The organism is Yersinia sp. 2542 StPb PI (assembly GCF_048593855.1).
In the GTDB taxonomy this organism is placed as follows: domain Bacteria; phylum Pseudomonadota; class Gammaproteobacteria; order Enterobacterales; family Enterobacteriaceae; genus Yersinia; species Yersinia enterocolitica_E.
In genome coordinates this window covers 1-23370 of record NZ_JAZGQA010000061.1, presented here as the reverse complement: position 1 = coordinate 23370, position 23370 = coordinate 1, and the positions used below count along the sequence as shown (strand labels likewise).

The following is a 23370-nucleotide window of genomic DNA, read 5'->3' as shown; positions in this document are numbered from 1 at the left end:
GGTGATATTAACCCTAACTAAATAATGGCTAAAATGACATGCTGATCTATTTATCCAGATAAGAGGAGATCTACATCACGATTCTTATCTCTTCCAGCTTGCAGTCGTGCATTAACATGGTAGTTTACCGAATAGTTGGATTGTTACCGTCAATGGCGGGCAAAACCTGATTGAGTAGCGTGATGAATGCTGCTGAGTCGGGTTTTTTTGTTTTCAGGGCTAAAGCATGCAAATCGCTAAAATACTTAACAATAATGTAGTTATTGTTCTCGATCAGCATGGTCAGGAACAAGTCATTATGGGGCGTGGTCTTGGCTTTCAAAAACACCCAGGTGAATCGCTAGATAACACATTGATCGAAAAAGTGTTTGCTCTAAAAGACAATGAATTGGTTTCGCGGCTGAGTGAGTTGCTGAGCTGTATTCCATTAGAAGTAATGATTGCTTGTGACTGTATCATCACGCAGGCAACGGCAAAACTGGGTAAGTTGCAGGATAACCTCTACATTTCGCTGACTGACCACTGTTTCTATGCGATTGAGCGGCATAAACAAGGTTTGGATATAACGAATGGATTGCAGTGGGAGATTCGTCGGTTGTATCCCAAAGAGTTTGCCTTGGGTCGTGAAGCCTTGCAGATTATTAAACAACGCCTTGGGGTGCAATTGCGTGAAGATGAAGCTGGATTTATCGCGCTCCATCTGGTGAATGCTCAGTTGAAGGGTGAAATGCCTGAAGTAATGCAAGTGACGAAGGTAATGCAGGAGATACTGCATATCGTGAAGTACCAATTTAAGCTGGAATATGATGAGGACGGGCTGAGTTATCACCGTTTTGTTACCCATCTGAAATTTTTCTCACAGCGAATGTTGGGCCGTAATGGGGTCACCAGTGATGATGATTCCTTACACGATGCAGTGAAAGATAATTATGCTGAGGCTTACCGCTGTGCGGGTAAGATTCAGCAGCATATGAAATTGCAGTATCAACAAGATTTGAGCAAAGAAGAGCGGATGTTTTTGACTATCCATATTGAACGCGTTCGCCGGGAAAGTTTTAATCTGCCAGATTAAATGATTTAAAAGGGAAGGGTTCTAAGTAGTAAGAGAATTTCGCCAAACTGGATTGTTACTGCTTCGGCAGGCAAAACCTGAATGTACTTGTGTCGCTGGGTCGCGGTGCGGAGTGCGTTTAGGTTTTTTTTTGCCCGAATCTTTACCTGTATAAACAAGAGTGTTACCGAAGGAAAACACGATGCAATACACAACGGTCGCCAGCGAGATCCTCGCCGGAGTAGGGGGTCAGAGTAATATTAATAGCGTAGTACATTGCGCTACCCGTTTGCGCTTTAAACTCAAGGATATGGCGCGGGCTGATGCCAAAGCGCTGAAAGATAATCCTGGCGTTATTATGGTAGTGGAAAGTGGTGGCCAGTTTCAGGTGGTTATCGGAAACCATGTTAGTGAGGTCTACCAGGCGTTAGTGAACCAAGCGGGGTTAGCTGATGCTGAAGAATATGACAACAAGTCAGGTAATCAAAAAGAGAGTTTGTTCAGTCACTGTATCGATATCATTTCGGGTATTTTCACCCCCTTGCTCGGTGTATTGGCCGCCTCCGGTATTCTTAAAGGTTTTCTGGCACTGAGTCTTGTTTGCGGCTGGTTACAACCCGACAGCGGCAGCTATACAATTTTATTTGCTGCCAGTGACTCACTGTTTTATTTCTTCCCACTGGTATTGGGTTATACCGCAGGTAAGAAGTTTGGTGGCAGTCCATTTATTACCATGGCGATTGGTGGTGCATTAGTGCACCCCTTGATGCTCGCTGCATTTAACGCAGCCGGGCAACCCGGTGCTTCTGAGGTCTATTTCCTTGGTATTCCGGTCACATTTATCAATTACAGCTCGTCGGTTATCCCTATCATATTAGCGGCTTGGGTTAGTAGTCGGTTAGAAAAAGGGTTTAACCGGGTGTTACACAGCAATATTAAGAACTTTTTCACGCCATTACTGTGTCTGGTAATAACCGTTCCAGCCACCTTCTTACTGATTGGCCCGCTGGCAACCTGGCTTAGCCATTTATTGGCGTCGGGGTTCCAAATTATCTATTCGGCTGCTCCTCCTGTTGCCGGTGGTGTATTGGCAGGGCTATGGCAGATTTGCGTTATCTTTGGGCTGCACTGGGGTTTGGTCCCTTTGATGATAAACAACCTGAGTGTACTGGGCTATGACGCCATGTTGCCGCTGTTATTACCCGCAGTTATGGGGCAAGTGGGGGCCACGCTCGGTGTCTTTTTACGTACTCGCGATGCAAAAATGAAGGTGCTGGCTGGTTCGGCATTTACTGCGGGGATATTCGGTATTACTGAACCCGCTGTTTATGGGGTGACGTTACCGTCGAAAAAACCGTTTGTTTTTGGCTGCGTGGGCGGGGCGATAGGGGGTGTCATCGTCGGTTTCTGCCAGACCCATGTTTATTCATTCGGCCTTGCCAGTATCTTCTCTTTTGCCCAAATAATTCCCGCTACAGGTGTCGATGCCAGCGTATGGGGCGCCATTATTGGCACCCTGATTGCGTTGATCTTTGCTGCCATCAGCACCTTCTTTTTTGGCCTGCCAGCGCCTGTTGCTAGCGCAGAAACAGAGGATTTGTCTCACACCTCATCCATCACCGATAACCACAGTGGTATCGGCGAAGTGATATTCAGCCCGATCAGTGGCGAATTGTTAGCGCTAGCGGATGTCAGTGACAGTATTTTCGCCAGTGGTTTATTGGGGGCGGGAATTGCGATTATTCCACAACAAGGGCGGGTCGTGTCACCGGTTAATGGCGTTGTAGCGTCACTGTTTAAAACCCACCATGCGATTGGCATTGAATCTGATTCTGGTGCTGAGGTCCTTATCCACGTTGGTATTGATACCGTCAAACTCGATGGCAAATATTTTACCGCTCATGTTAAAGCCGGTGACCGGGTCAACGCAGGTGATTTACTGCTGGAGTTTGATTGTGCGGCGATTACCGGAGCAGGTTATGACCTGACGACGCCGATAATTATCAGCAACAGTGAAAATTATCAGGATGTCCTGTGTGCTAAAGGCACCTCTATTACTGAGCAAGCCCCGTTATTAACCGTAATTCGTTAATACTGATTTAGGAGAAAACCGATGAAACATGCATTTCCAGATAATTTCCTTTGGGGCGGTGCGATTGCCGCTAATCAGGTAGAAGGGGCTTATCTTACTGAGGGGAAAGGGCTATCTACCTCTGATTTACAACCCCATGGAATTTTTGGCGATATCATTCCCAGGGTGAGTGGTGACAGTTATGTTAAAGATGTCGCTATCGATTTTTATCATCGCTACCCAGAGGATATCGCGCTATTTGCTGAGATGGGGTTTAAATGTTTGCGGATATCCATTGCTTGGACACGTATTTTCCCACAGGGCGATGAGCAGCAGCCTAATGAGGCAGGCCTGGCATTCTATGATCGTGTATTTGATGAAATGGCGAAATATAACATTACGCCATTGGTGACATTATCCCACTATGAGATGCCTTACGGGCTGGTTAAGAATTATGGTGGTTGGGGTAATCGTAAAACAATTGGTTTCTTTGAACATTATGCCCGCACCGTGTTTCAGCGTTATCAGCATAAGGTTAAATTGTGGCTGACATTTAATGAGATCAATATGTCGCTGCATGCGCCATTCACCGGAGTAGGATTAGAGCAAGCAAGCAGTAAGAGTGCCGTGTATCAGGCTATCCATCACCAGTTGGTTGCCAGTGCCAAAGCGGTTGCTGCATTGCATGAAATTATCCCTGATGGCCGAATCGGGAATATGCTGTTGGGTGGGCTGATGTATCCACTAACTTGCAAGCCTGCCGATGTATTGGAAACATTACAGCAGAATCGTGAATGGCTATTCTTTGGCGATGTGCAGGTTCGCGGTTATTACCCCTCTTATATGGCTCGTTATTTTAAACAGCACGGCATTAGTGTTGAAATCACTGCTGAAGATAAACTGGCATTAAAACAGACTGTCGATTTTATCTCCTTTAGTTATTACATGAGCGGCTGCGTGACCGCCGATGAAGAGTTAAACCGTAAAGCCCGAGGTAATATTCTTAGCATGGTGCAGAACCCGCATTTGGCCAGCTCGGAATGGGGGTGGCAGATCGATCCTGACGGGCTGCGTATCCTGCTCAATGAATTATGGGATCGTTATCAAAAACCCCTGTTTATTGTTGAGAATGGGCTGGGAGCGAAAGATAAGCCGGATGTTAATGGTCATATTGAAGATGACTATCGCATTGAATATCTCAATGACCATCTGGTCCAGGTCGGTGAGGCTATCGAAGATGGCGTTGAGGTGATGGGATATACCAGTTGGGGGCCGATTGATTTGGTTAGCGCCTCAAAAGCTGAATTATCCAAACGTTATGGTTTTATTTATGTTGATCGCGATGACAGTGGTAATGGCACATTGGAACGCCGTCGTAAGAAGAGCTTCTATTGGTATCGCGATGTGATTCAGAGTAATGGCGAGGCATTGAAACGCTAATAGCGACGTTTGTATGTTGCAGTGATATAAGCAGCTCTCAACTGTTTTGCCTCACTGCAACACGACTTATTTTTGGGGAAGTACTGAGTATTTATTATTAGATGTGCAGGTTATTCTAAAAAGGGAAAATAATGAAACCAACTTTATATCTGACTCGTCAGATAAATTCTGCTGCATTTTATTTACTGACCTCTACTATTTTATTTTCATCATCGGCATTAAGTGAAGGTTTAACGGGCAGTGGTGAATATGTGGAACAATCAACGCCGGAGTGGCAGGGGATCGCATTAGGTTTTGAGCCACAGCAAACAGGGCTGCTAGGCGATATGTTAGGTATTCGCCCTATTTTATCGGAGCACGGTTTTAATTATTCACTCGGTTACTTGAGTCAATTATCATATAACGCGGGTGGTGGCTATAATCATGATAAACAAGCGTCTTATATTGATCAGTTTTCACTGACTTTTCAGCAGGATCTTGCGTTATATACGGGGATTCCCGATGCAGTAATCGAAGGGAATATTGTTAACCGCAATCATGATAACAATCTCACGCGGGATCGGTTACAAGATCCTCGGGCGAATATAACCGATTTGTCGCAGGAAAGTTTTGGTGGTCAGTCGATTACTCGCTTGGGCTGGTTAACCTTTGCGCGCAGTTTTGCGAGTCAGAAACTGCACTGGCGAATTGGTTTGATGAATAAAGTACAGGATTTTGACCAAATTATTCCCTGCGATTTTCAAACTCTTGGATTATGTGGCGGTAAATCAGCAAACTCGCTGACCTGGTTTAACTGGAACGTTCATTATTGGGGAACCACGCTGCAATATAAGCTTACCGATGGCTTAACATTAAAAACCGGGGTGATGGAGCAAAACCCTGATGCACCGAGCCGTGGTAGGGCGTGGAGTTGGTCAACCAAGGGCAGCAAAGGCATATTACTGCCGCTGGAATTGGAATTAAAAACCAATGCGTTCCAGGATTTACCCGGTATTTATAACCTTGGTGTTCTTTATACCAATGCTGAACAACGGGATCTTTATAACGGGGTCTCTGGTGCTCCCGGAGCGACTGACCCAGGTGACTATCGTTACCATAATAATACTTGGTTCTTTTACAGTGGATTCAATCAGCAGGTAACAAAACATCAGGATGACGCCAACCGTGGTTTAAGTGTGTTTTACAGCATGTCGTTGGCGGATCAACGGACCAATTACATGCATTACGCTACCTCTGCGGGCATCCGTTATCGCGGCTTATTTGATAGCCGCCCACAAGATTGGTTGGGATTCGGCGTATCAATGGTTAAACTGAGTGATTATTATAAAGATAATCAACGCTATCTGAATCAAATCAATAATGTTTCTGATTATAATAATCCACGTTACTCTCCAATACCTGGGCATTCGGTTACTGCCGAACTGTATTATCGTTTCCGTGTCACTTCATGGCTGGAATTACAACCTGATCTACAATATTGGCACTCACCAGCAGGGGTAAGCCAAACGCAAGATGCATGGGTCACCGGATTAAAAACAGTTATTACATTCTAAATTGCACTTGTATTGCAGATAATACGGTTATGACGTGGTGCTTTAACTGGCACCACGTAAACTGTTACGCTATTCTCCATCGAGTATTATATTGTAGAGAATCAGCGTGATGTTGAATATGAAAAACAGATTCGATGGTAACAACATCTTAGGTGAAAGGAATATTCACGCAGTTTTTGAACTGAGCTTATTACTGAAAGCAATCTTAGCCGTGATGGAGATTATCAGCGGTATTTTAACCTATTTTGTGACGCCGCAGTTTTTGCTAAATATTCTGCATCGCATCACGCAAGTTGAATTTATTGAAGACCGTGGCGATGTAGTAGCCCATTATTTACTGCATGCGGCACAAAACCTCTCTATCAGCAGTCTGCATTTTGCCGCATTTTATCTGCTCATCCACGGCGTGGTTAAGTTGTGGATCATTATTGGATTATGGCGCAAAAAACTGGGTTATTATCCGGCGGCAATAGTCATATTCAGCTTATTCATTATCTATCAACTCTATCGTTATACCTTCACTCACTCGGTGTTATTGATCGTAATAACTGCGCTGGATGTGGTGGTTATTGTGTTGACGTTGCTGGAGTATCGAAGATTACGCCAGCAGCATAAAGCCCCTTAGCCGGATAAAGGCCATACTGAGCAATGCGAGCCAAAAACCAAGGTTGCAATGCCCAGTGAGGTTACTCAGTTAGCAAAAATATGCGCTTGGCCAATAATTGTCAGGTCAACCATTAAACCGATACTTATACCTTCGCGGCTGATGGTTTTAACCTCTACCGTTTCATTACTTTCAACCAGATATAGGGTGAGTGTTGAGATAAAACCCGCAAAATCAATATTGATAACCCTGGCCAGACAATGAGTGGTGTAGTGATGATCTGCGGGCAAAGGGGTGATAGTAATCTGTTCTGGCCGTAACATAATCCGGCTCAATCCATGGTGTTGCTCATCATCAACCCTGACGCTGCCCAGTGCGCAATCAGCCCATCCGGTATCAATATTGGCGGAAAGAATCAATGTTTCGCCAAGGAAAGTCGCTGTCGGTTCATCAATCGGTCGCAAATAGAGTTCTTGCGGCGGGCCAACATGCGCCAGTTTACCCGCCCGCATTACCGCGACTTGCGAGGCAAATGATAATGCTTCGGTTTGATCATGCGTCACTAAAATGGAGGCAATATTTGCCTGTGCCAACAGTTCAGCCACCGCTTTGCGCGTTGAGGCGCGTAAGGCGGTATCCAGAGCTGAAAAAGGTTCATCCAACAGCATCAGTACCGGCCGCTGTGCTAACGCTCTGGCGAGAGCGACCCGCTGCTGTTGCCCACCCGAAATCTCATGGGGCCAAAGTTGTGATAACCGCCGATCCAGTGCGACCATCTCCATCAGTTCATCAATTCGGCGGGCTTTGTCCTGCTTGCTCCCTTTTAGTCCATAACCAATATTGCCCGCGACGGTAAAGTGGGGGAACAGCGCACCATCTTGCGGTACAAAACCAATCCCTCTTTTGTGCGCTGGCACGTGGGTTGAATTGTCGAATACCGGATGACCTTGCAGAATAACTTTACCGTGATCGGGGGTTTCGAACCCGGCAATAATCCGCAACAACGTGGTTTTGCCTGAGCCGGATGGCCCAACAATTGCGGTGCGACTGCCGGCGGAAACCTGCAAGTCAATTCGGTCTAATACGGTAACAGACTGGAAAGACTTACCGATTTGCTGAAGTTCAAGCGTGCTCATAATCCTGCCGTACGTTGCGATTGAGAATAAAGAAGCCAGGTTAACGGCAGAGATAGTGCCACCATCAGCAGTGCATAGGGTGATGCCGCGACATAATCAATTTCACTGGTCAACGCCCAAAAGCCAGTCGCCAGTGTTCGGGTGCCGTTCGGGGCCAGTAATAGTGTGGCGGTCAGCTCATTGGAGATAGCGAGGAACACCAGTGCCGCCCCGGCAGCGGCGCCAGGTGCAGCAAGGCGCATGGTGGTGCTCCATACGGCTTGAGTGGGTGTTTTGCCCAAGCTGCGGGCCACGTTTTCCAATTCGACCGGGGCGGTCGCAATGCCGGCCCGTAAACTGATTAAAGCGCGTGGGGTAAACATCAATAAATAAGCCAGCAAAATAGTGAATTCTGTTTGATACAGCGGGCGAGCAACACGGATAGTGATGGTCACCAGCGCCAGCGCGACCACGATACCGGGCAGCGAGCTGGTGACATAATTACAGCCTTCCATCACACGGTGCAAGCGCCCCGGATAGCGCACCGATAGCCATGCCATGGGGACGGCACACAATGTGATAATAACCGCACCGCTCAGTGCTAATGCCAGTGTTTGCTTCAAGGCTGGTAGCAGTTCAGGATTCAGCCACACATCAATTCCACCAATATAGAGCCAGCGGGCCAGCGTGATAAAGGGCACGCCCAGCGAGAGTGCAGTGAGTAGCAATGGCAATAACAGACACAGTAGTGTGATGGTTGTACCCATTGAATATGCAGTTTGGCGCCTGGCGCTACCGGAGCCGACCCGGGCATAGCGGTTGTAGCCACGGCTGGTGGCTTCGATTAATAATAGCCCCAGGCAACATAACGCCAGAACCCCTGCCAACATATTGGCCGCCGGACCGTTAAACGTGGATTGAAATTGGTCAAAAATAGCGGTAGTAAAAGTATCGAAACGGATCATGGCATACAAGCCATATTCCGCTAATAGATGCAGCGCGATCAGTATCGAGCCGCCCCATACGGCTAATTTTAGTTGCGGCAGAACCACGCGAAAGAAGACCACTGTTGGGGGACTACCCAATGATGATGCTGCGTCTTCAAGGCCGGGATCAAGGCGGCGTAATACAGCGGATGCGGGCAGATAAATAAAGGGGAAATAGGCAATTACTGAGATAAACACGCCAGCGGCAAGGCCATGCATTGATGGCACCAGACTAATCCATGCATAACTTTGTACAAAAGCCGGTACGGCTAGCGGTGCAATAGCCAATAGTGACCAAATCCGCCTGCCGGGCAGGGCCGTACGCTCGGTCAGCCATGCCAGTGCAACGCCAATAATGGCGCAAAGCGGTAAGGTAAAGAGCACCAGGAGCGCGGTGTTAATCAGTAATTCGCCCACGCGGGGGCGAAAAACCAGGGCTTTGACTGTTGGCCAACCGGTATCAATAGCGATACCAATAACAAACCCTAATGGCAGCAGGGATAGCAGTGACAGCAGAACCGCAATAGCCACAATCCCAAACCCCGGGCGATGGTTATACTGCCGTTGGGCTGCCTTATGCAGTGGAACCGATACAATATCGGTGCTTATATTAGCCATAATAGTCAAGGCGCTCGGCTTGTTAAATGCCCGTCGCCATAGTGATGTGACGGGCTAAAAATGCATTCTATCAGTCGGTTGTCCTTATTACAGCAGACCGGCTTCAGTCATTAACTCAACCACTTTTTTACTGTTGAGTTTAGACGGCTCAACGTTCGGTGCTTGCAGGTCTTTCAGTGGCACCAATTTAGGGTTTGAAGCGGCATCGACACCAACGGCATACTCAAATGCGGTGTTGGTACGCAAGATATCCTGGCCTGATTTGCTGGTGATCCATTTGACGAATTCCTGCGCTTGTTTCTGGTGCTTACTGGATGCCAGAACACCGCCGCCGGAGATACTCACAAATGCGCCAGGGTCTTGATGTTTGAAATAATGCAGTTTGGTTTTACCGCTGTTCTCACCTGTTTTGGCCTGATCGACAAAACGGTAATAGTGATAGATAACTCCGCCATCGATTTGGCCCGCATTCACCGCTTTCATCACGGTGCTATTACCTTTGTAGGCAGTGAAGTTGGTTTTCATGGCTTTTAGCCATTCCAACGTCGCTTTTTCGCCTTTCAACTCCAGCATGGCACTGACAATGGCCTGGAAGTCGGCACCCGATGGTGAGGCAGCCCAACGGCCTTTCCATTCAGGTTTTGCCAAATCCATAATGGATTTAGGTAATTCGGCTTCGCTGATTTTTTCCGGGTTATAGACAAACACGGTGCTACGAGCCGCAATACCGGTCCAGCGACCATGTTCAGGGCGATACTCTTTCGCAACCTGTGCCTGTGTGGCTGCATCCAGTGGTGCGAACAATTTGGCGTTATCGACCAGCACCATTGCCGGCGAGTTTTCAGTCAGGAAAACGTCGGCGGGGGATGAGTTGCCTTCCTGAACCAGTTGATTACCTAACTCGCTGTCGCCGCCATTACGCAGAGTCACTTTGATGCCGGTATCTTTGGTAAAACCGTCAACCCAGGATTTCACCAGATTTTCGTGTTGAGCATTATAAATCACGATACCTTCATCATTTGATGCGGCATTGACGGAGAACGCCAGCATCATTGAGGAAGCCAGTAGGGCGACAGGGCCGAAAGAGGGGAAACGTAACTTCATAAACTGAGATCCTTTTAAAAGCTCAAAGAAGAAAACGAGATTGTCAGGCAACCGCAAAACAGAGCAATTGTATAGAAAGAAATTCACAATGATAGTGAAAATCATTCGCGTTATTTGCTACCAAATGTTTCATTTTCAGCACTATTTTTTGTATGGGTAATTTGGTTCAGAATAAAATCAGTGGACTGCTGCTTACGGTTCGGTAACTTACAGGTTTTGCGCAGTGTCTGTATAATCTCCTCCTCTGGTAGTGTGGGCAGCCAACATCTATATGGATGAGGTGCATCCAGGCAAGAAAATCGCTGATTTGTCCGAACCTGATAAGAGAATTATTAGTGCGATTAGTACCTTAACTGCCGGTATCCTGGGTGGCTTAAGTACTGATAGCAGCACCGGCCTTCTCATCGGCGCGCAGGCTGGGAAGAATGCAGTGGAGAATAATGCGCTGAGCTTCGGTTCTGGCATGGACAGTATCGGTGCGGCTTATGCATCGTGGAATCAGTACGCTGTGGACCACAATCTGACGCCAGAGGAAAAGCAGGTTGGACTGGATAAGATCGCGAAAGGTGATTTGCCGGAAGGGGCGAACATAACCAAAGCGATAGTAGAAGGTTATCAGAATGGGGTTACGATAGCGGGGGCGTGGTATTTGGGGCCTGCGGCATCGTTAGGTAAAGTCATAGGTGGTGGAGTTATTGCGGAAATTGCCAACGGAAGTTATCAGTGGTTTGATCTGAGCCAGCCGGATAATGGAAACAAAGCCTGGGATTACAAGAGCAGCGTCAGTTCCGGGATCTCGGGAATGCTTGCACCGGGGAGAACTGTCTGGCAGAACGTCGGAATAGCGGCGGGTAGTGCATTCTTTACTGATGGACCGAATACTGGTTCTATTGGCGGGGCTGCTATAGGCACTTGGGCTGGAGGAATGTTCGGGGAATATGCTCCTGGTATTGTAAATTCATTAACAGGTAAAGAAATCCCAGGATTTATTTATGATTATTGGGGAAGTGTTGCCTCAGAGTTTTCATCTGGATTTATTAAAGACCTTAATAAGCCAAAAGATGCTTCTGAGGAGAAAAAATAATGAAACAGCTATATGCTTATGCAGTATTATTTCTTTATAGTTGTTTATCTTCTACGCTTATGCTGTTGCTTTTAGGCGGAGTGATTGCGACTTTTTACTATTTGAAAGGTGATGGTTTTTATTTTCCACTAAATCAAGTAAGAAGGGCTATAATTTTCGGTTGTATAGCTGGCTCTGCAATCACACTGGCTACAACAGTCTTTAATTTAATAGATAAGTTTAACTCCCGTAAAAAGCCTCCTTCAGATCCTGAGTGAGATTTACAATAATCTCAGCCCATGCGGTTGGGGTTGTCGTGGAGAATAACTATCTGAGTGCAGATAAAGGACTCGCTTTCGATAAAGAATTGTCGGGTTGCCGTAAGTCGGGCGGTGACTGTCAATCGATTATCGCTAAATGGAGGCAGGTTAGTGATAAACAAAGTGCGGAAACTGACCAGAAGCTGAAAGACAACTCACTGGAAGCCCAAGTGATAGATAAGGAAATCACTCAGGGCGGTTCCGATATGTCTGAACGTCCAGGCTGGACGAAGTTTGTGGTATTTGTGTCTGACCCAGAAAATCAGACCATGCTTGCTTCTGGTGGACTATTGGTTAAAGATTTGGCCAAAGCTGCAATTTCATTTATGAGCTGCAATACGTCGACCGCGACAGTAAAAGCTTCTGAAGTGGGTATGCAATGGGGACAGGGCAACATGAAGCAGGGAATGCCATAGGAGGATTATGTAGGCAAATCATTACCAGCCGATGCCCGTTTACCGCAGAACTTTAAAACCTTTGATTACTATGATGGTGCAACTAAAACAGCGGCAATTGAAGATGTTATTCTTTATGTAGACAATTCCCCGACTGAAATCGGTGCCGGATTACGGTTCGTACTCGGTCGTTGTAAATTTTCACCTAGGCCAATAATCATCCGAAGATGATTTATAAATGCATCGGACCTAACTTTATTGTTCGAATTTTCCTGTTTGTTCGTGGCAGACAATGACTTAACATAGCTATCACTTTTTTGTATGGTTTATGGGTATTCGATGCGCTACCTGGCTATTATTGTTCCCTTACTTACGTTGCTCTCTGCCTGTAGTAGCAAACCGACACCTCCTGTTGCTGCCGAGCCCTCGGCGGGCCTGATACAAAGCGGTTTCTTGCTTGAGCCGCAACATGTGGGGCATTTGCAAAACGGTGATTTTGCTTATAACGCCGACACTGCCCGATTTGTTGACAAAATGGTGCGTGAACACGGTTTTGAGCCTCAACAACTGCATGATGTATTGGCCCAAACTAAAAAACTGGATTTTGTTATCCGCCTGATGGATAAACAAGCACCATCGGCAGGCCGTCCTTCTGGCCCTAATGGTGCTTGGAACCGCTATCGCAAACAGTTTATTACCCCTGATAATGTGCAAAACGGTGTTAACTTCTGGAACCAACATCAAGAGGCGTTGCAACGTGCCTATGAGGTTTACGGCGTGCCACCGGAGATTATCGTCGGAATCATTGGGGTTGAGACTCGCTGGGGCCGGGTGATGGGTAAAACTCGCATCATTGATGCCCTGGCAACACTCTCCTTTGCCTATCCACGCCGTGCTGAGTACTTTTCTGGCGAGCTGGAAACCTTCCTGTTGATGGCGCGTGCGGAGGGTAATGATCCGCTCAGCTTGCGGGGGTCTTATGCGGGCGCGATGGGGTACGGCCAATTTATGCCATCGTCATTCAAAAGCTATGCTGTTGATTTTAATGGTAACGGCCACATCAATTTGTGGGACCCGGAGGATGCCATCGGCAGTGTCGCTAACTACTTCAAATCCCATGGCTGGACCAAAGGTGCGATGGTCGCGGTGCCCGCTAATGGGCAAGCGCCGTACCTTGATAATGGCTTTAAGACGAAATACCCTATCTCGACGTTATCTGCCGCAGGGCTAAGCCCGTCTGGTTCGCTAGAGGGTTATCAAGAGGCCAGCTTACTGCGTCTGGATGTTGGCACCGGTTATCAATATTGGTATGGGTTACCCAATTTCTACACGATTACCCGCTACAACCACAGCACCCATTACGCGATGGCGGTATGGCAGTTAGGTGAGGCAGTAGGCAGGGCACGATCAATACAGTAAATGATGAGTGATAAGCGTTGCCGACGGTTCGTGCCGTGATGGCAAGCAGTAAAAGGGCCACATGTTACGATGTGGCCCTTTTCTATTAGTGGTTGGTGCTGCTTACAACAGGTGTGAAATATCATCTGGATTAACGGATGGCGGCGATTTACGCCAGCCGCGAGTCAGCCACAGCAAGTAGATAAAGCCTGCCAGCAACCACAATAAGCCGACTTCAAGCGCCCGTTGCTCAAGGTGAACCCACAGCCACACCGACATGACGAATCCCATCATGGGTAATAACCCGGACTTAAACATGGCCGCAGTACCGCGACGTTTCTCATTGATAATAAAATGCTTTATCACACTTAAATTAACAAAGGTGAAGGCGCCGAGGGCACCAAAGCTTATCATCGATACCACTAAGTTCAGGTCAAGGAATAGGGCCAGCAGCGAGATGGTGGCAACGAACAAAATGGCCCGCCACGGTGTGTGGAATTTGCGATGCAGATGGAAGAACACTTTGCGTGGCAGTACACCTTCACGCCCCATGGCATAGAAAATACGCGACACACTGGTCTGCGCGGTCATTGCGGAGGCATAAACGCCGGTCAAATAAGTGGCCATAAAGAAGTTATACATCCACTTCCCACCGACATGCTCGGAGATAATCAGGCTGGCGGTATCCTGATGTGGAATCAACGATTTCCAGTCGGGATAGGCCAATTGGGCAGCATAGGAAACGGCGATAAAAATAGCACCGGCGCTGATCACCGTAAAGAGAATGGCCCGTGGCAGAGTGCGTTTGGCGTCGTGCGCCTCTTCGGCCATGGTCGCGATGGCATCAAAACCGAGGAAGGCCAAACAGAGCACTGCCGCACCAGAGAGTAACCCGGATAGGTCACCGGCATTCACCAGAAGTGGCTTCATTAACGCTTCCAGGCTTAAATCGGCCTGACTGAAAGAGAGCGCAATAAATAATATGATAAAGACCATCTGTGCTGCGATCAGCGAGAAATTAACTGAGGTGAGTAAACGCACGCCCAGAATATTAAGCAGACTGACACTGATGATAGACGCAATAATAAATACCGGAGCAGGGATAGCCGGAAATGCCTCATGCAAGAAAATGCCTAAAACTAAATAATTAAGGATTGGCAGGAACAGATAATCCAAAATTTGCGCCCAACCCACCAAAAAACCGGTTTTCCCGCCAAAACTACGCTGAACATAGGAATAGGCGGAGCCAGACAGCGGCATGGCGCTGGTCATCCGGCAATAACTGAGGGCGGTAAACAGAATGGTGGCAACAGTCACCAGATAGGCAACGGGCAAATGCCCCTGACTTAATACGGTCACCTGTCCATAGGTAGTGAATACGCCTAAAGGCACCATGTAGGCAAGCCCGAAAGCGACCAGCGCGGGGGTTTTAAGCACTCTGCGCAACTGAATATTTTGTGGCATTACCGTATCATCTCCTGGTGAGAAAAAGCACCGTTACGCTGCATTTTTATGCAGCTATAGAACATAAAGGAGCGGATTTTGACATAAGGGTCGCTGTAACGCCAATGACTTCCTTCTTAGCCTATGTTGTCGTGCTCAACTCTGCTCCTGACAGATTTGTCCCCCGCATCACCGACGTGCATCAATGATGCGGGGCATTCACTAGGCTTGATAAACCACATTACCGCCGATCAGCGTAGATTCCACCAGTGTCTGGTAAATAGCGTTTGGCGACTGCTCAAACAGGTTATTTTTCAGAATGATAATATCGGCGAACTTTCCTGCTTCCAGTGAACCGATATATTGCTCTTTGGCAATCATATAAGCGGCATCAATGGTGGCAGAACGTAATGTTTCAATCAGCGTCAGGTCACGATCATTATCCAGCCGTGGGCCAGCCGGATGACCGTCGAGATCCCATGCACGACGGGTCATACCCACTTGCAGGTTGTACCATTCATCTAGCCGGTCAATGGGCCAGTCACTGCCATACGCAATACGTGCGCCAGCATCAAGGAAGCGTGCTGCGGGCTCCATATGCTGGAAACGGGCCTCGCCCAACATCTCACGCTCTTCATCAATTAGCACCCCCGGCAAGCCAGCCCACTGGAAGGAAAGCACTGCTGTTGCTCCCAGTTTGGCAAAACGATCATATTGATGGGGGGCAACCAGCTCGTTATGTGCTAATCCTGGGCGGATATCTTTGCCCGGCAAGGCGGCGCGCATCTGTTCCACTGCATCCAGCACCATCTCGATGGCCCCATCACCCACGGTATGAGTGTGTGGATGAAGACCTGCGCGGGCGCACTCCAGAATCACAGCATTGACTACTGGCGCGCTAAAATAGAGGTCGCCATAGCGCTCGGTATCTTGCCAGTCAGGTTGTTGTGCTGAACCCTGGTTGGCACGATACGGCTCCAGTAATGCAGCGGTCATGGTTGGGGGTTGCAATACCCCGTCGATAAACAATTTCAGGTGATCGACGGCGAAACCCGGTGCGGGTGTCCATGCGTGGCTTCCCCATTGGCGGGCGAACTCTACCACCTCTTGTACCACGCGAGCGGCGTCCTGTGGGCCTTGCAGGCTATCTGGCGTCACTTCTTTAGCGCCCAGAACCCGTAAGGTTAAGGCATCACGTTCATGCAAACGGTGGAAAGCCAACAACTGTTCGGCAAAAACACGAGTATCCATCACGGTAGTGACACCCTGCGCATTAAGTACTTGCTGCACATGGCCCGCAATTTGCACATTCTTTTCCGCTGTGGCGGAGGGGATACTGTCAAAGGCGCGCATGGCGGGCGCATCTTCCAAAATACCGGTCAATTTACCGTGGGTATCGCGGGCAATTTTGCCATCTGGCGGTACTGGAGTGTGTTCATCGATACCCAGCAATTCCAGCGCGCGGCTATTGGCCGCCAGCGTGTGGCAATCATTGGAAAACAATGCGATTGGACGGCTGGTATTGAGCGAATCCAAGGCCTTTCGGCTCATATCAGCGCCGACGGGTGTCATCGCCTGACGCTGCCAGGCGCGCACGGTCAGCCAGTCATTTTCACCGTTAAAAGGATCGCTATCGAGGTGTTTCTGGATAATATCCAGTGTCTGCTCAACACTTAGCGCAGCATAATTGAGGTTACAACCAATCAGTTGTTTCCCCCCCCAAAACGGGTGCATATGGCTGTCAATCAGGCCGGGCATCATAAACTTACCTGCCAGATCGATAAGTTGAGTTTGCGCGCTAGCGAATTGCTGTTTGATCTCATCACCGCCCGTGGCCAGAATATAACCTTGGCCGATGGCGATGGCACTGCAAACCGTGTTATCAGCATCTGCCGTATAAATTGTGCCATTGTAATAAATACTATCGGCGACAGGAGTCTGTTTAGTCATATTATGTACTTTATAAAATGCCCTTTCCTCCTTGACGTTAGCTGCTCCCGGCATGTTTATCACCTGAATTGCTAACCTCTGTCAGCTCATCGGGATTGGTTGCTGTGCTGCCACGCCAATGACGTTGGGGATTTGAGGAATCAGATAATCATTATAGCCTGTCCTATCAGGGAAAACTCTCCGAGTTAAGTACCGGCCAAGGTGAGAATCTATTAATGGTTTTTCAATAACTCGCTTCTCATCATTGCAGCCAGATGGCGCAAGATTTCTGCTTCTGAAAAACCTAACTCGGTAAACTGGGTTAGACCATCCAGACCGCACACCAACCCGATCAGCCGCCAGGCAACATCACTGGCATTTATGTCTGAGCGAAATTCATCGTTGGTAATGCCGGTATGGATCACCGCCACGGTAGCCGCATGCCAGTCTGACATCGACGCCGCATAGGCTTCCTTAATAAGTTCATCGCGTTCGGCTAGCATTGAAATTTCATTCCACAACCGGGTTTCTCTTCGGCCGGCTTCATCTTGTGGATAGCCCAACACTTGCTGTATCCGTTCAACGGCAGGTAAGTTTTGACTGTTTAGCGCGAAAGCAGATAACGACTGTTTAACTAAGAGTAGAAAAGCATCTGCTCGTAGTCGTGAGACTGATGTGAAATGGTGATGAACTTGCCCAACAGCCACGCCCGCCTCGCTGGCAACACGACGTACAGTGGTTGCCGCCATCCCTTCACTTATCGCGACACGCATCGCAGCCTGCAAAAGGGTGTCGTGGCGTTCCTCACGGTTCAAATAGGCCAAAGAGACTCCTTATCTGACTTATTAGTGTTTCAGCCATTATGTGATGAATTGGACGCTAGTTCAACTTTCCGCTATTATTGACATATTGAACAGGTGTTCAACATTAATCTATGCCTTATTTGAGCGTTTTGTATGTCTAAAAAGTGGATGATTTTCTACGTTATTATTCTGATGTATCTCCCAGTTTCTATTGATGCAACTGTATTACATGTGGCCGCCCCACGACTGGGTATTACGCTGTCAGCCACGGGCAGTGAATTGCTGTGGATTATTGATATTTACTCACTGGTTATGGCCTGTTTGCTGCTGCCAATGGGGGCGCTGGGGGATCGCATCGGTTTCAAACGCTTGGCGTTGTTGGGGTCGGTACTGTTCGGGCTTGCCTCACTGGCGGCGGCTCTTGCACCATCGGTTGCCGCGCTCATTGCGGCACGCGCTTTTTTGGCGATAGGTGCGGCGATGATCCTGCCGGCAACCTTGTCGGCGGTGCGCCATATCTTTACCGATGAACGAGAAAGGGCATTGGCGCTGGGGATATGGGTTGCCATCGGAACGACGGGTGCCGCGATGGGGCCACTGGTTGGTGGATTATTGATGGAATATTTCTACTGGGGTTCAGTCTTCCTGATCAATATCCCTATTATTATTGCAGTGGTTATTGCCACGTTGCTGGTTATACCGAGCCTGCCAGTGCGGGTGGAACAGTCATGGAAATTGGCTCCGGCACTGGTATTGATTACTGCGATCCTATTGCTGGTCTATGCGGCCAAAACCGGGCTGCGCGGCGGGGGAGATATGAGGGTAACTTTCCTAACCGCGTTTATCGGGGGCGCGATGCTGTTTGCTTTTGTTCGTCACCAGTTATCAACGACAGCTCCAATGATTGATTTTCGCCTGATAAGCCAGCGGGTGATCGCTGTTGGTATGGCAATGGCCATGACGGCAATGATAACGCTGGTTGGTTTTGAACTGCTGCTGACACAGGAATTGCAGTTTGTGTTAGGTAAAAGCCCACTCGAAGCGGGTATTTTTCTAATGCCATTGATGATTGCCAGTGGTGTTAGCGGGCCGATATCCGGTTGGCTGGTGGCTAAATTGGGGTTACGTACCGTTGCAAGCGCGGGTATTGCATTTAGCTCATTGAGTTTTCTCGGCCTGGCCTGGACCGATTTTGCCACGCAAGTTTATCTGGCATGGGGATGGATGATAGTGCTGGGGTTCAGTATTGAAGCCTCGTTATTAGCTTCTACTGCGGCGATTATGAGTGCGGCTCCCCCGGAAAAAGCCGGTGCGGCAGGGGCGGTTGAGGGTATGGCTTATGAGCTGGGGGCGGGATTTGGGGTGGCAATATTTGGTTTGATGTTATCGCGGGCCTATACCGCGTCTATTGAATTACCAGCAGATTTACCCGCTGATCTGGTTGAGCAGGCCAGTGCTTCTATCAGTGAAACTATTCAGGTGGTCAATAGCCTTGGTGGGAACGAGCATCTACTGACCAGCGCCAAACTTGCCTTTTCTGCCTCGCATAGTTTGGTATTAGGTACTGCCAGCGCACTGTTAATTCTGCTGGCGGTGGTGGTGTGGTTTACCCTGCCGGGGAAGAAAATACGGCAATTGGGCAAACAGAGTGCCACACCTCACTGATTAGCGGGTGGTTAACACTTCATTAATTAAACAGTCATTACTCTTACTTAACTGTGTGATATACCTATTTAGGGTTTGAAATAGGTAAGGTCTGAGCAATGACTGAGCAAACGTCCTCCGTACAACTTGATCTCGATAGCGCGGCTCAGCCTCCCATAGTGTATATCAGGGGGGATTGGGTACTGGCGCATTACCGCTTTTTGGAACCCCAAGTGGCGCAGTTGCGCGTTAATATGCCCAGTGGCGTGGTATTTGACCTCAACCAACTCGGGGCGTTAGATACCGCCGGTGCAACGTTGCTAGCTCTGCTTCTGGGTGAGGATCGTGTGGCAAATTTACGCGAACTTGCGCCTAAATTGCCAGAAGAACGGCGAACCTTACTTGAAACGGTAAGCCATGTATTGCCTGACTTAGCCCCTGAGCCGTCAGAAAAACCCGCACGATTTTGGCTGGATATGCTGGCTAACACCGGCCGTTCGGTCGATAACTTATGGCAAGATATTAAGTCACTATTGGGCTTTATTGGTCTGACGCTGGAAACCTTGCTGGGGACACTCTTTCGCCCCTCACGCTGGCGCATTACCTCATTAATTGCCAATATTCAACAGATTGGCCTCAATGCTGTACCGATCATTATGTTGCTCACCTTTTTGGTGGGGGCAGTTATCGCTTTTCTCGGTGCCACCGTACTCACTACCTTCGGCGCGGGCATTTTTACCGTCGATTTGGTGGTATTTTCTTTTCTGCGTGAATTTGCGGTACTGCTTACCGCGATCCTGATGGCAGGGCGGACAGCCAGTGCTTTTACCGCTGAAATTGGCTTGATGAAAGCCAATGAAGAGATTGATGCTATCCAGACGCTGGGCTTGAATCCGGTCGAATTGCTGGTGCTACCGCGCGTCTTGGCACTATTGATTTCTCTGCCGATGCTGACCTTTATTGGTATGGTTTGTGGTATTTTTGGTGGCATGGTGGTGTGCGCCTTAACACTGGATATCTCTCCAACCATGTTTTTGTCGATTATGCAAAACAGTAATGGGTTGCAGCATTTTCTGGTGGGTATAAGTAAAGCCCCTATTTTTGCTTTCCTGATTGCCATTATTGGCTGTCTGGAGGGGTTCAAAGTGACGGGTAGCGCTGAATCTGTCGGGGTCCATACCACCACCAGTGTGGTGCATTCGATCTTTGTGGTGATTTTGCTTGATGCCGTGGCAGCACTATTTTTCATGGAAATGGGGTGGTGAGCCAAATGACGCAAGATGCAATTATTCAAATTCGCTCTCTGGTTAACTGCTTTGGCGCACAGTGCGTGCATCAAGGGTTAAATCTTGATGTTAAGCGCGGCGAGGTTTTGGGCGTGGTTGGCGGCTCGGGTACCGGTAAATCGGTTCTGTTACGCAGTATTGTTGGGCTACGTCGTCCGACTGACGGGCAAATTCATGTTTTTGGTGAAGATTTAATGACTCTGTCAGGTCAATCCCGCTCCATGGTAGAGCGCCGATTTGGCGTATTATTTCAACGAGGCGCACTGTTCAGCTCTCTAACCGTGACCGAGAACGTGGCGTTGCCATTAATAGAAAACGCCGGGTTACCCCGGGCTGAGGCTGAGCGTCTGGCTCAGGTTAAACTGGCACTGGCCGGGTTACCGCCGGGCACTGGCAGCAAGTATCCGGCATCACTGTCGGGTGGTATGGTCAAACGTGTTGCGTTAGCCCGTGCCTTGGCGCTGGACCCAGATATTCTGTTTCTTGATGAACCGACAGCGGGCCTTGATCCCATCGGTGCGGCGGCGTTCGACAGTTTGATCCGCACCCTGCGGGATGCCCTCAATCTGACGGTATTTTTGGTAACTCACGATCTGGATACGCTGTATACGTTGTGTGATCGTGTGGCGGTGCTTTCGCAGAAAAAAGTGCTGGTGGTTGATACTCTGGATAAAGTTGCGGCGACTGATGATGCCTGGATTCAGGCGTATTTTCATGGCCCACGAGGCCGGGCTGCTTATCAGGCAGCGGCAATTAACAGTGGAGAGAGGTGGTAATATGGAAACCCGTGCTCATCATGTTGTTATTGGATTGTTCACTCTTATTGTGGTGAGTGCCGCGCTGCTGTTTTGCCTATGGCTGACAAATTCCGGTTCTGACCGCCAGTTCAGATTGTACGATATCGTTTTCAATGAACCGGTGAGTGGCCTGTCACAGGGCAGCACCGTTCAGTACAGCGGGATTCGAGTCGGTGAGGTGACACAATTGCGGTTGGACCGAGAGAATCCTAATAAGGTTTGGGCACGTATCCGCGTCTCTGCATCTACTCCGATACGCGAGGATACTCAAGCCCGGCTGACAGTTGCGGGTATTACCGGCACTTCAAATATTCAATTCAGCAGTGGCAGCCAAGACAGCCCGCTGTTGGAAGGCAAAGATGGCGATGTTCCTATCATTATTGCCACCCCTTCGCCGATGAGTCAGCTACTGGCTAACGGTGAGAATTTCATGACCAATGCTAATGAAGTGTTGGTGCGCTTGAACCAGTTGCTGGCACCGGATAACCAGCAGCGCCTGATAACGACACTGGATAATCTCGCGCTGGTCACTCAAACCGTGGCTGATCAACGTGGTGATCTTCGTACCCTGTTGCAGCAGTTGGCGCAGGCCAGTAAACAGGCTAATGAGACACTGGCCCAAACTAATCGCCTGCTGCGTAATGCTAACGGCTTAATGGATGGGCAGGGGAAACAACTGGTCAGTGATGCCGCCAAGACCATGGCATCGTTGCAAAATACCAGTACCATCCTCAATAAATTGGTGAGTGAAAATAAAACCTCACTCAATAACGGGATGCAAGGGATGAATGAGCTGGGGCCGGCTGTGGATGAGCTGCGCAGAACATTAGCGACATTACGTGCCGCCGTTTCTCGTTTGGAAGAAAACCCAGCGGCCTTGTTGCGCGGCCGTGAAAGAACACAGGAGTTTACGCCTTAATGCTCTCTCTTAATCTAATGCGCTATGCAGGCCGCCGTGTGTGGCTATTGATGATATCCGGCGGGGCGATACTGCTCTCTGCCTGTACCATTTTACCCTCGGCCCCCGTATCACAAGTTTATCTTCTGCCGGTGCCACCAGCAGTGAGTGCGCCGCGCGTGCAGACAGTAAACTGGTCATTACGGGTTTCACAACCGGCGACGAACCAGTTTCTTAATAGCTCACGCATAGCGGTGCAGCCTCAGGGCCAGGAGATTGCAGTTTATAAAAACTCTCGTTGGAGTGATTCAGCGCCGATTCTGGTGCGCAATCGTCTTATTCAGGCGTTCCGTAGTGATGGCCGAATCCGCGCAGTCAGTAGCGATGATGACAGCCTACAGGCTGATGTGGAGTTGAGTGGTGATTTGTCTGCGTTCCAAGGGGTATATCATGTTGGTAGCAGCGAAGTGCTGATCCGCTTTGATGCCCGGCTGGTAAGAATTTCGGACCGTAGGATTATTGCGACCCGCCAGTTTGAAATTCGCCAACCGATAACAGGTAGCGAGATGAATGAGGTGATTCAGGCCTTTGGCCTGGCCAGTGACCAGTTAGCCACCCAAGTGCTCAACTGGACCATGCAGCAGTCTCCTCAGTAGCACGGGTTATCAAACCAGGACAGGCTGCAGCGAGTATATCGCGATAGCTTAGATTTTATTTCAGGCGAGTTGGCAGTAGCTAACTCGCCTTTTTTAATCGGCAGTTTACGGGTTCAGAGAAAGAATCTCGCCCAAGGGGGAAAATATTCTCTTTATTGTTTTGTGACTAGTATCTCATTGGGTGTAGTGCTTATGG

General features: G+C 48.7%; 20 protein-coding genes and 1 pseudogene. 15 read left to right on the top strand and 6 right to left on the bottom strand.

Features of this window, described 5'->3' with window-relative positions; genetic code table 11:
* Nucleotides 1-226: 226 nt before the first annotated feature.
* The 5 genes from licT (at nucleotide 227) to V1952_RS09895 (ending at nucleotide 6740) form a co-directional block, all read left to right on the top strand.
* Entirely contained in the window at nucleotides 227-1072 is an 846-nt protein-coding gene (licT, locus tag V1952_RS09915) for a BglG family transcription antiterminator LicT (RefSeq protein ID WP_083163501.1), read from the top strand.
* Nucleotides 1073-1253: 181 nt separating this feature from the next.
* Nucleotides 1254-3143 carry a PTS beta-glucoside transporter subunit IIABC gene (gene bglF, locus V1952_RS09910; protein WP_420074686.1) on the top strand — a complete coding sequence of 630 codons (1890 nt, stop codon included), beginning with the start codon at nucleotides 1254-1256 and terminating at the stop codon, nucleotides 3141-3143.
* A gap of 21 nt (nucleotides 3144-3164) precedes the next feature.
* A complete protein-coding gene (locus V1952_RS09905) occupies nucleotides 3165-4562 on the top strand; it encodes a glycoside hydrolase family 1 protein (RefSeq protein ID WP_372559554.1) in 1398 nt (465 codons plus the stop codon).
* Nucleotides 4563-4693: 131 nt separating this feature from the next.
* Nucleotides 4694-6115 (top strand): carbohydrate porin, encoded by a 1422-nt coding sequence (locus V1952_RS09900; RefSeq protein ID WP_420074685.1) that lies wholly within the window; start codon nucleotides 4694-4696, stop codon nucleotides 6113-6115.
* A gap of 109 nt (nucleotides 6116-6224) precedes the next feature.
* Nucleotides 6225-6740 (top strand): DUF2127 domain-containing protein, encoded by a 516-nt coding sequence (locus tag V1952_RS09895; RefSeq protein ID WP_372559552.1) that lies wholly within the window; start codon nucleotides 6225-6227, stop codon nucleotides 6738-6740.
* Nucleotides 6741-6805: 65 nt separating this feature from the next.
* On the opposite strand, the gene V1952_RS09890 is transcribed toward V1952_RS09895, so the two are convergent.
* The 3 genes from V1952_RS09890 to V1952_RS09880 all read right to left on the bottom strand — a co-directional run bounded on the left by V1952_RS09890 (nucleotide 6806) and on the right by V1952_RS09880 (nucleotide 10542).
* Entirely contained in the window at nucleotides 6806-7855 is a 1050-nt protein-coding gene (locus tag V1952_RS09890; RefSeq protein WP_420072061.1) for an ABC transporter ATP-binding protein, read from the bottom strand.
* Complete coding sequence (locus V1952_RS09885) at nucleotides 7852-9438, bottom strand: ABC transporter permease (RefSeq protein ID WP_420072060.1); 1587 nt, start codon at nucleotides 9436-9438, stop codon at nucleotides 7852-7854. Before V1952_RS09885 ends, V1952_RS09890 begins: the two co-directional genes overlap by 4 nt.
* 87 nt (nucleotides 9439-9525) lie before the next feature.
* Nucleotides 9526-10542, bottom strand: a complete 1017-nt coding sequence (locus V1952_RS09880; RefSeq protein WP_372559549.1) for an iron ABC transporter substrate-binding protein — start codon at nucleotides 10540-10542, stop codon at nucleotides 9526-9528.
* 271 nt (nucleotides 10543-10813) lie between these two features.
* Between V1952_RS09880 and V1952_RS09875 the strand changes: the two genes are divergently transcribed.
* From V1952_RS09875 to mltB, 5 genes and pseudogenes are all read left to right on the top strand, one after another.
* Nucleotides 10814-11626, top strand: a complete 813-nt coding sequence (locus V1952_RS09875) for a VENN motif pre-toxin domain-containing protein (protein WP_420074684.1) — start codon at nucleotides 10814-10816, stop codon at nucleotides 11624-11626.
* Nucleotides 11626-11883, top strand: a complete 258-nt coding sequence (locus V1952_RS09870; RefSeq protein ID WP_050084865.1) for a hypothetical protein — start codon at nucleotides 11626-11628, stop codon at nucleotides 11881-11883. The genes V1952_RS09875 and V1952_RS09870 overlap by 1 nt, the downstream gene beginning before the upstream one ends.
* Nucleotides 11884-11921: 38 nt before the next feature.
* Complete coding sequence (locus V1952_RS09865) at nucleotides 11922-12341, top strand: hypothetical protein (RefSeq protein WP_372559547.1); 420 nt, start codon at nucleotides 11922-11924, stop codon at nucleotides 12339-12341.
* Between the two features lie 12 nt (nucleotides 12342-12353).
* Nucleotides 12354-12551, top strand: a pseudogene (locus tag V1952_RS09860) (hypothetical protein); the annotation flags it as partial.
* Nucleotides 12552-12659: 108 nt separating this feature from the next.
* Nucleotides 12660-13739 carry a lytic murein transglycosylase B gene (mltB, locus tag V1952_RS09855; protein WP_372559546.1) on the top strand — a complete coding sequence of 360 codons (1080 nt, stop codon included), beginning with the start codon at nucleotides 12660-12662 and terminating at the stop codon, nucleotides 13737-13739.
* Nucleotides 13740-13841: 102 nt separating this feature from the next.
* Here mltB and V1952_RS09850 read toward each other — a convergent pair whose 3' ends face one another.
* From V1952_RS09850 to V1952_RS09840, 3 genes are all read right to left on the bottom strand, one after another.
* A complete protein-coding gene (locus V1952_RS09850) occupies nucleotides 13842-15182 on the bottom strand; it encodes an APC family permease (protein WP_420074683.1) in 1341 nt (446 codons plus the stop codon).
* 201 nt (nucleotides 15183-15383) lie between these two features.
* A complete protein-coding gene (locus V1952_RS09845; protein ID WP_420074682.1) occupies nucleotides 15384-17111 on the bottom strand; it encodes an amidohydrolase in 1728 nt (575 codons plus the stop codon).
* 212 nt (nucleotides 17112-17323) lie between these two features.
* Entirely contained in the window at nucleotides 17324-17914 is a 591-nt protein-coding gene (locus V1952_RS09840) for a TetR family transcriptional regulator (RefSeq protein WP_372559543.1), read from the bottom strand.
* A 132-nt stretch (nucleotides 17915-18046) separates the two neighbouring features.
* Between V1952_RS09840 and V1952_RS09835 the strand changes: the two genes are divergently transcribed.
* The 5 genes from V1952_RS09835 to V1952_RS09815 all read left to right on the top strand — a co-directional run bounded on the left by V1952_RS09835 (nucleotide 18047) and on the right by V1952_RS09815 (nucleotide 23174).
* Nucleotides 18047-19558: a SmvA family efflux MFS transporter gene (locus V1952_RS09835; RefSeq protein ID WP_420074681.1), complete on the top strand. Its 1512-nt coding sequence runs from the start codon at nucleotides 18047-18049 to the stop codon at nucleotides 19556-19558.
* A 98-nt stretch (nucleotides 19559-19656) separates the two neighbouring features.
* Nucleotides 19657-20802, top strand: a complete 1146-nt coding sequence (locus V1952_RS09830; protein ID WP_420074680.1) for an MlaE family ABC transporter permease — start codon at nucleotides 19657-19659, stop codon at nucleotides 20800-20802.
* A gap of 5 nt (nucleotides 20803-20807) precedes the next feature.
* The gene (locus V1952_RS09825; protein ID WP_193784620.1) at nucleotides 20808-21599 is read left to right on the top strand and encodes an ABC transporter ATP-binding protein; all 792 of its coding nucleotides are present in this window, start codon (nucleotides 20808-20810) and stop codon (nucleotides 21597-21599) included.
* Nucleotide 21600: 1 nt separating this feature from the next.
* A complete protein-coding gene (locus tag V1952_RS09820; RefSeq protein WP_372559540.1) occupies nucleotides 21601-22539 on the top strand; it encodes an MlaD family protein in 939 nt (312 codons plus the stop codon).
* Nucleotides 22539-23174 (top strand): ABC-type transport auxiliary lipoprotein family protein, encoded by a 636-nt coding sequence (locus tag V1952_RS09815; protein ID WP_420074679.1) that lies wholly within the window; start codon nucleotides 22539-22541, stop codon nucleotides 23172-23174. Before V1952_RS09820 ends, V1952_RS09815 begins: the two co-directional genes overlap by 1 nt.
* Nucleotides 23175-23370 lie beyond the last annotated feature (196 nt).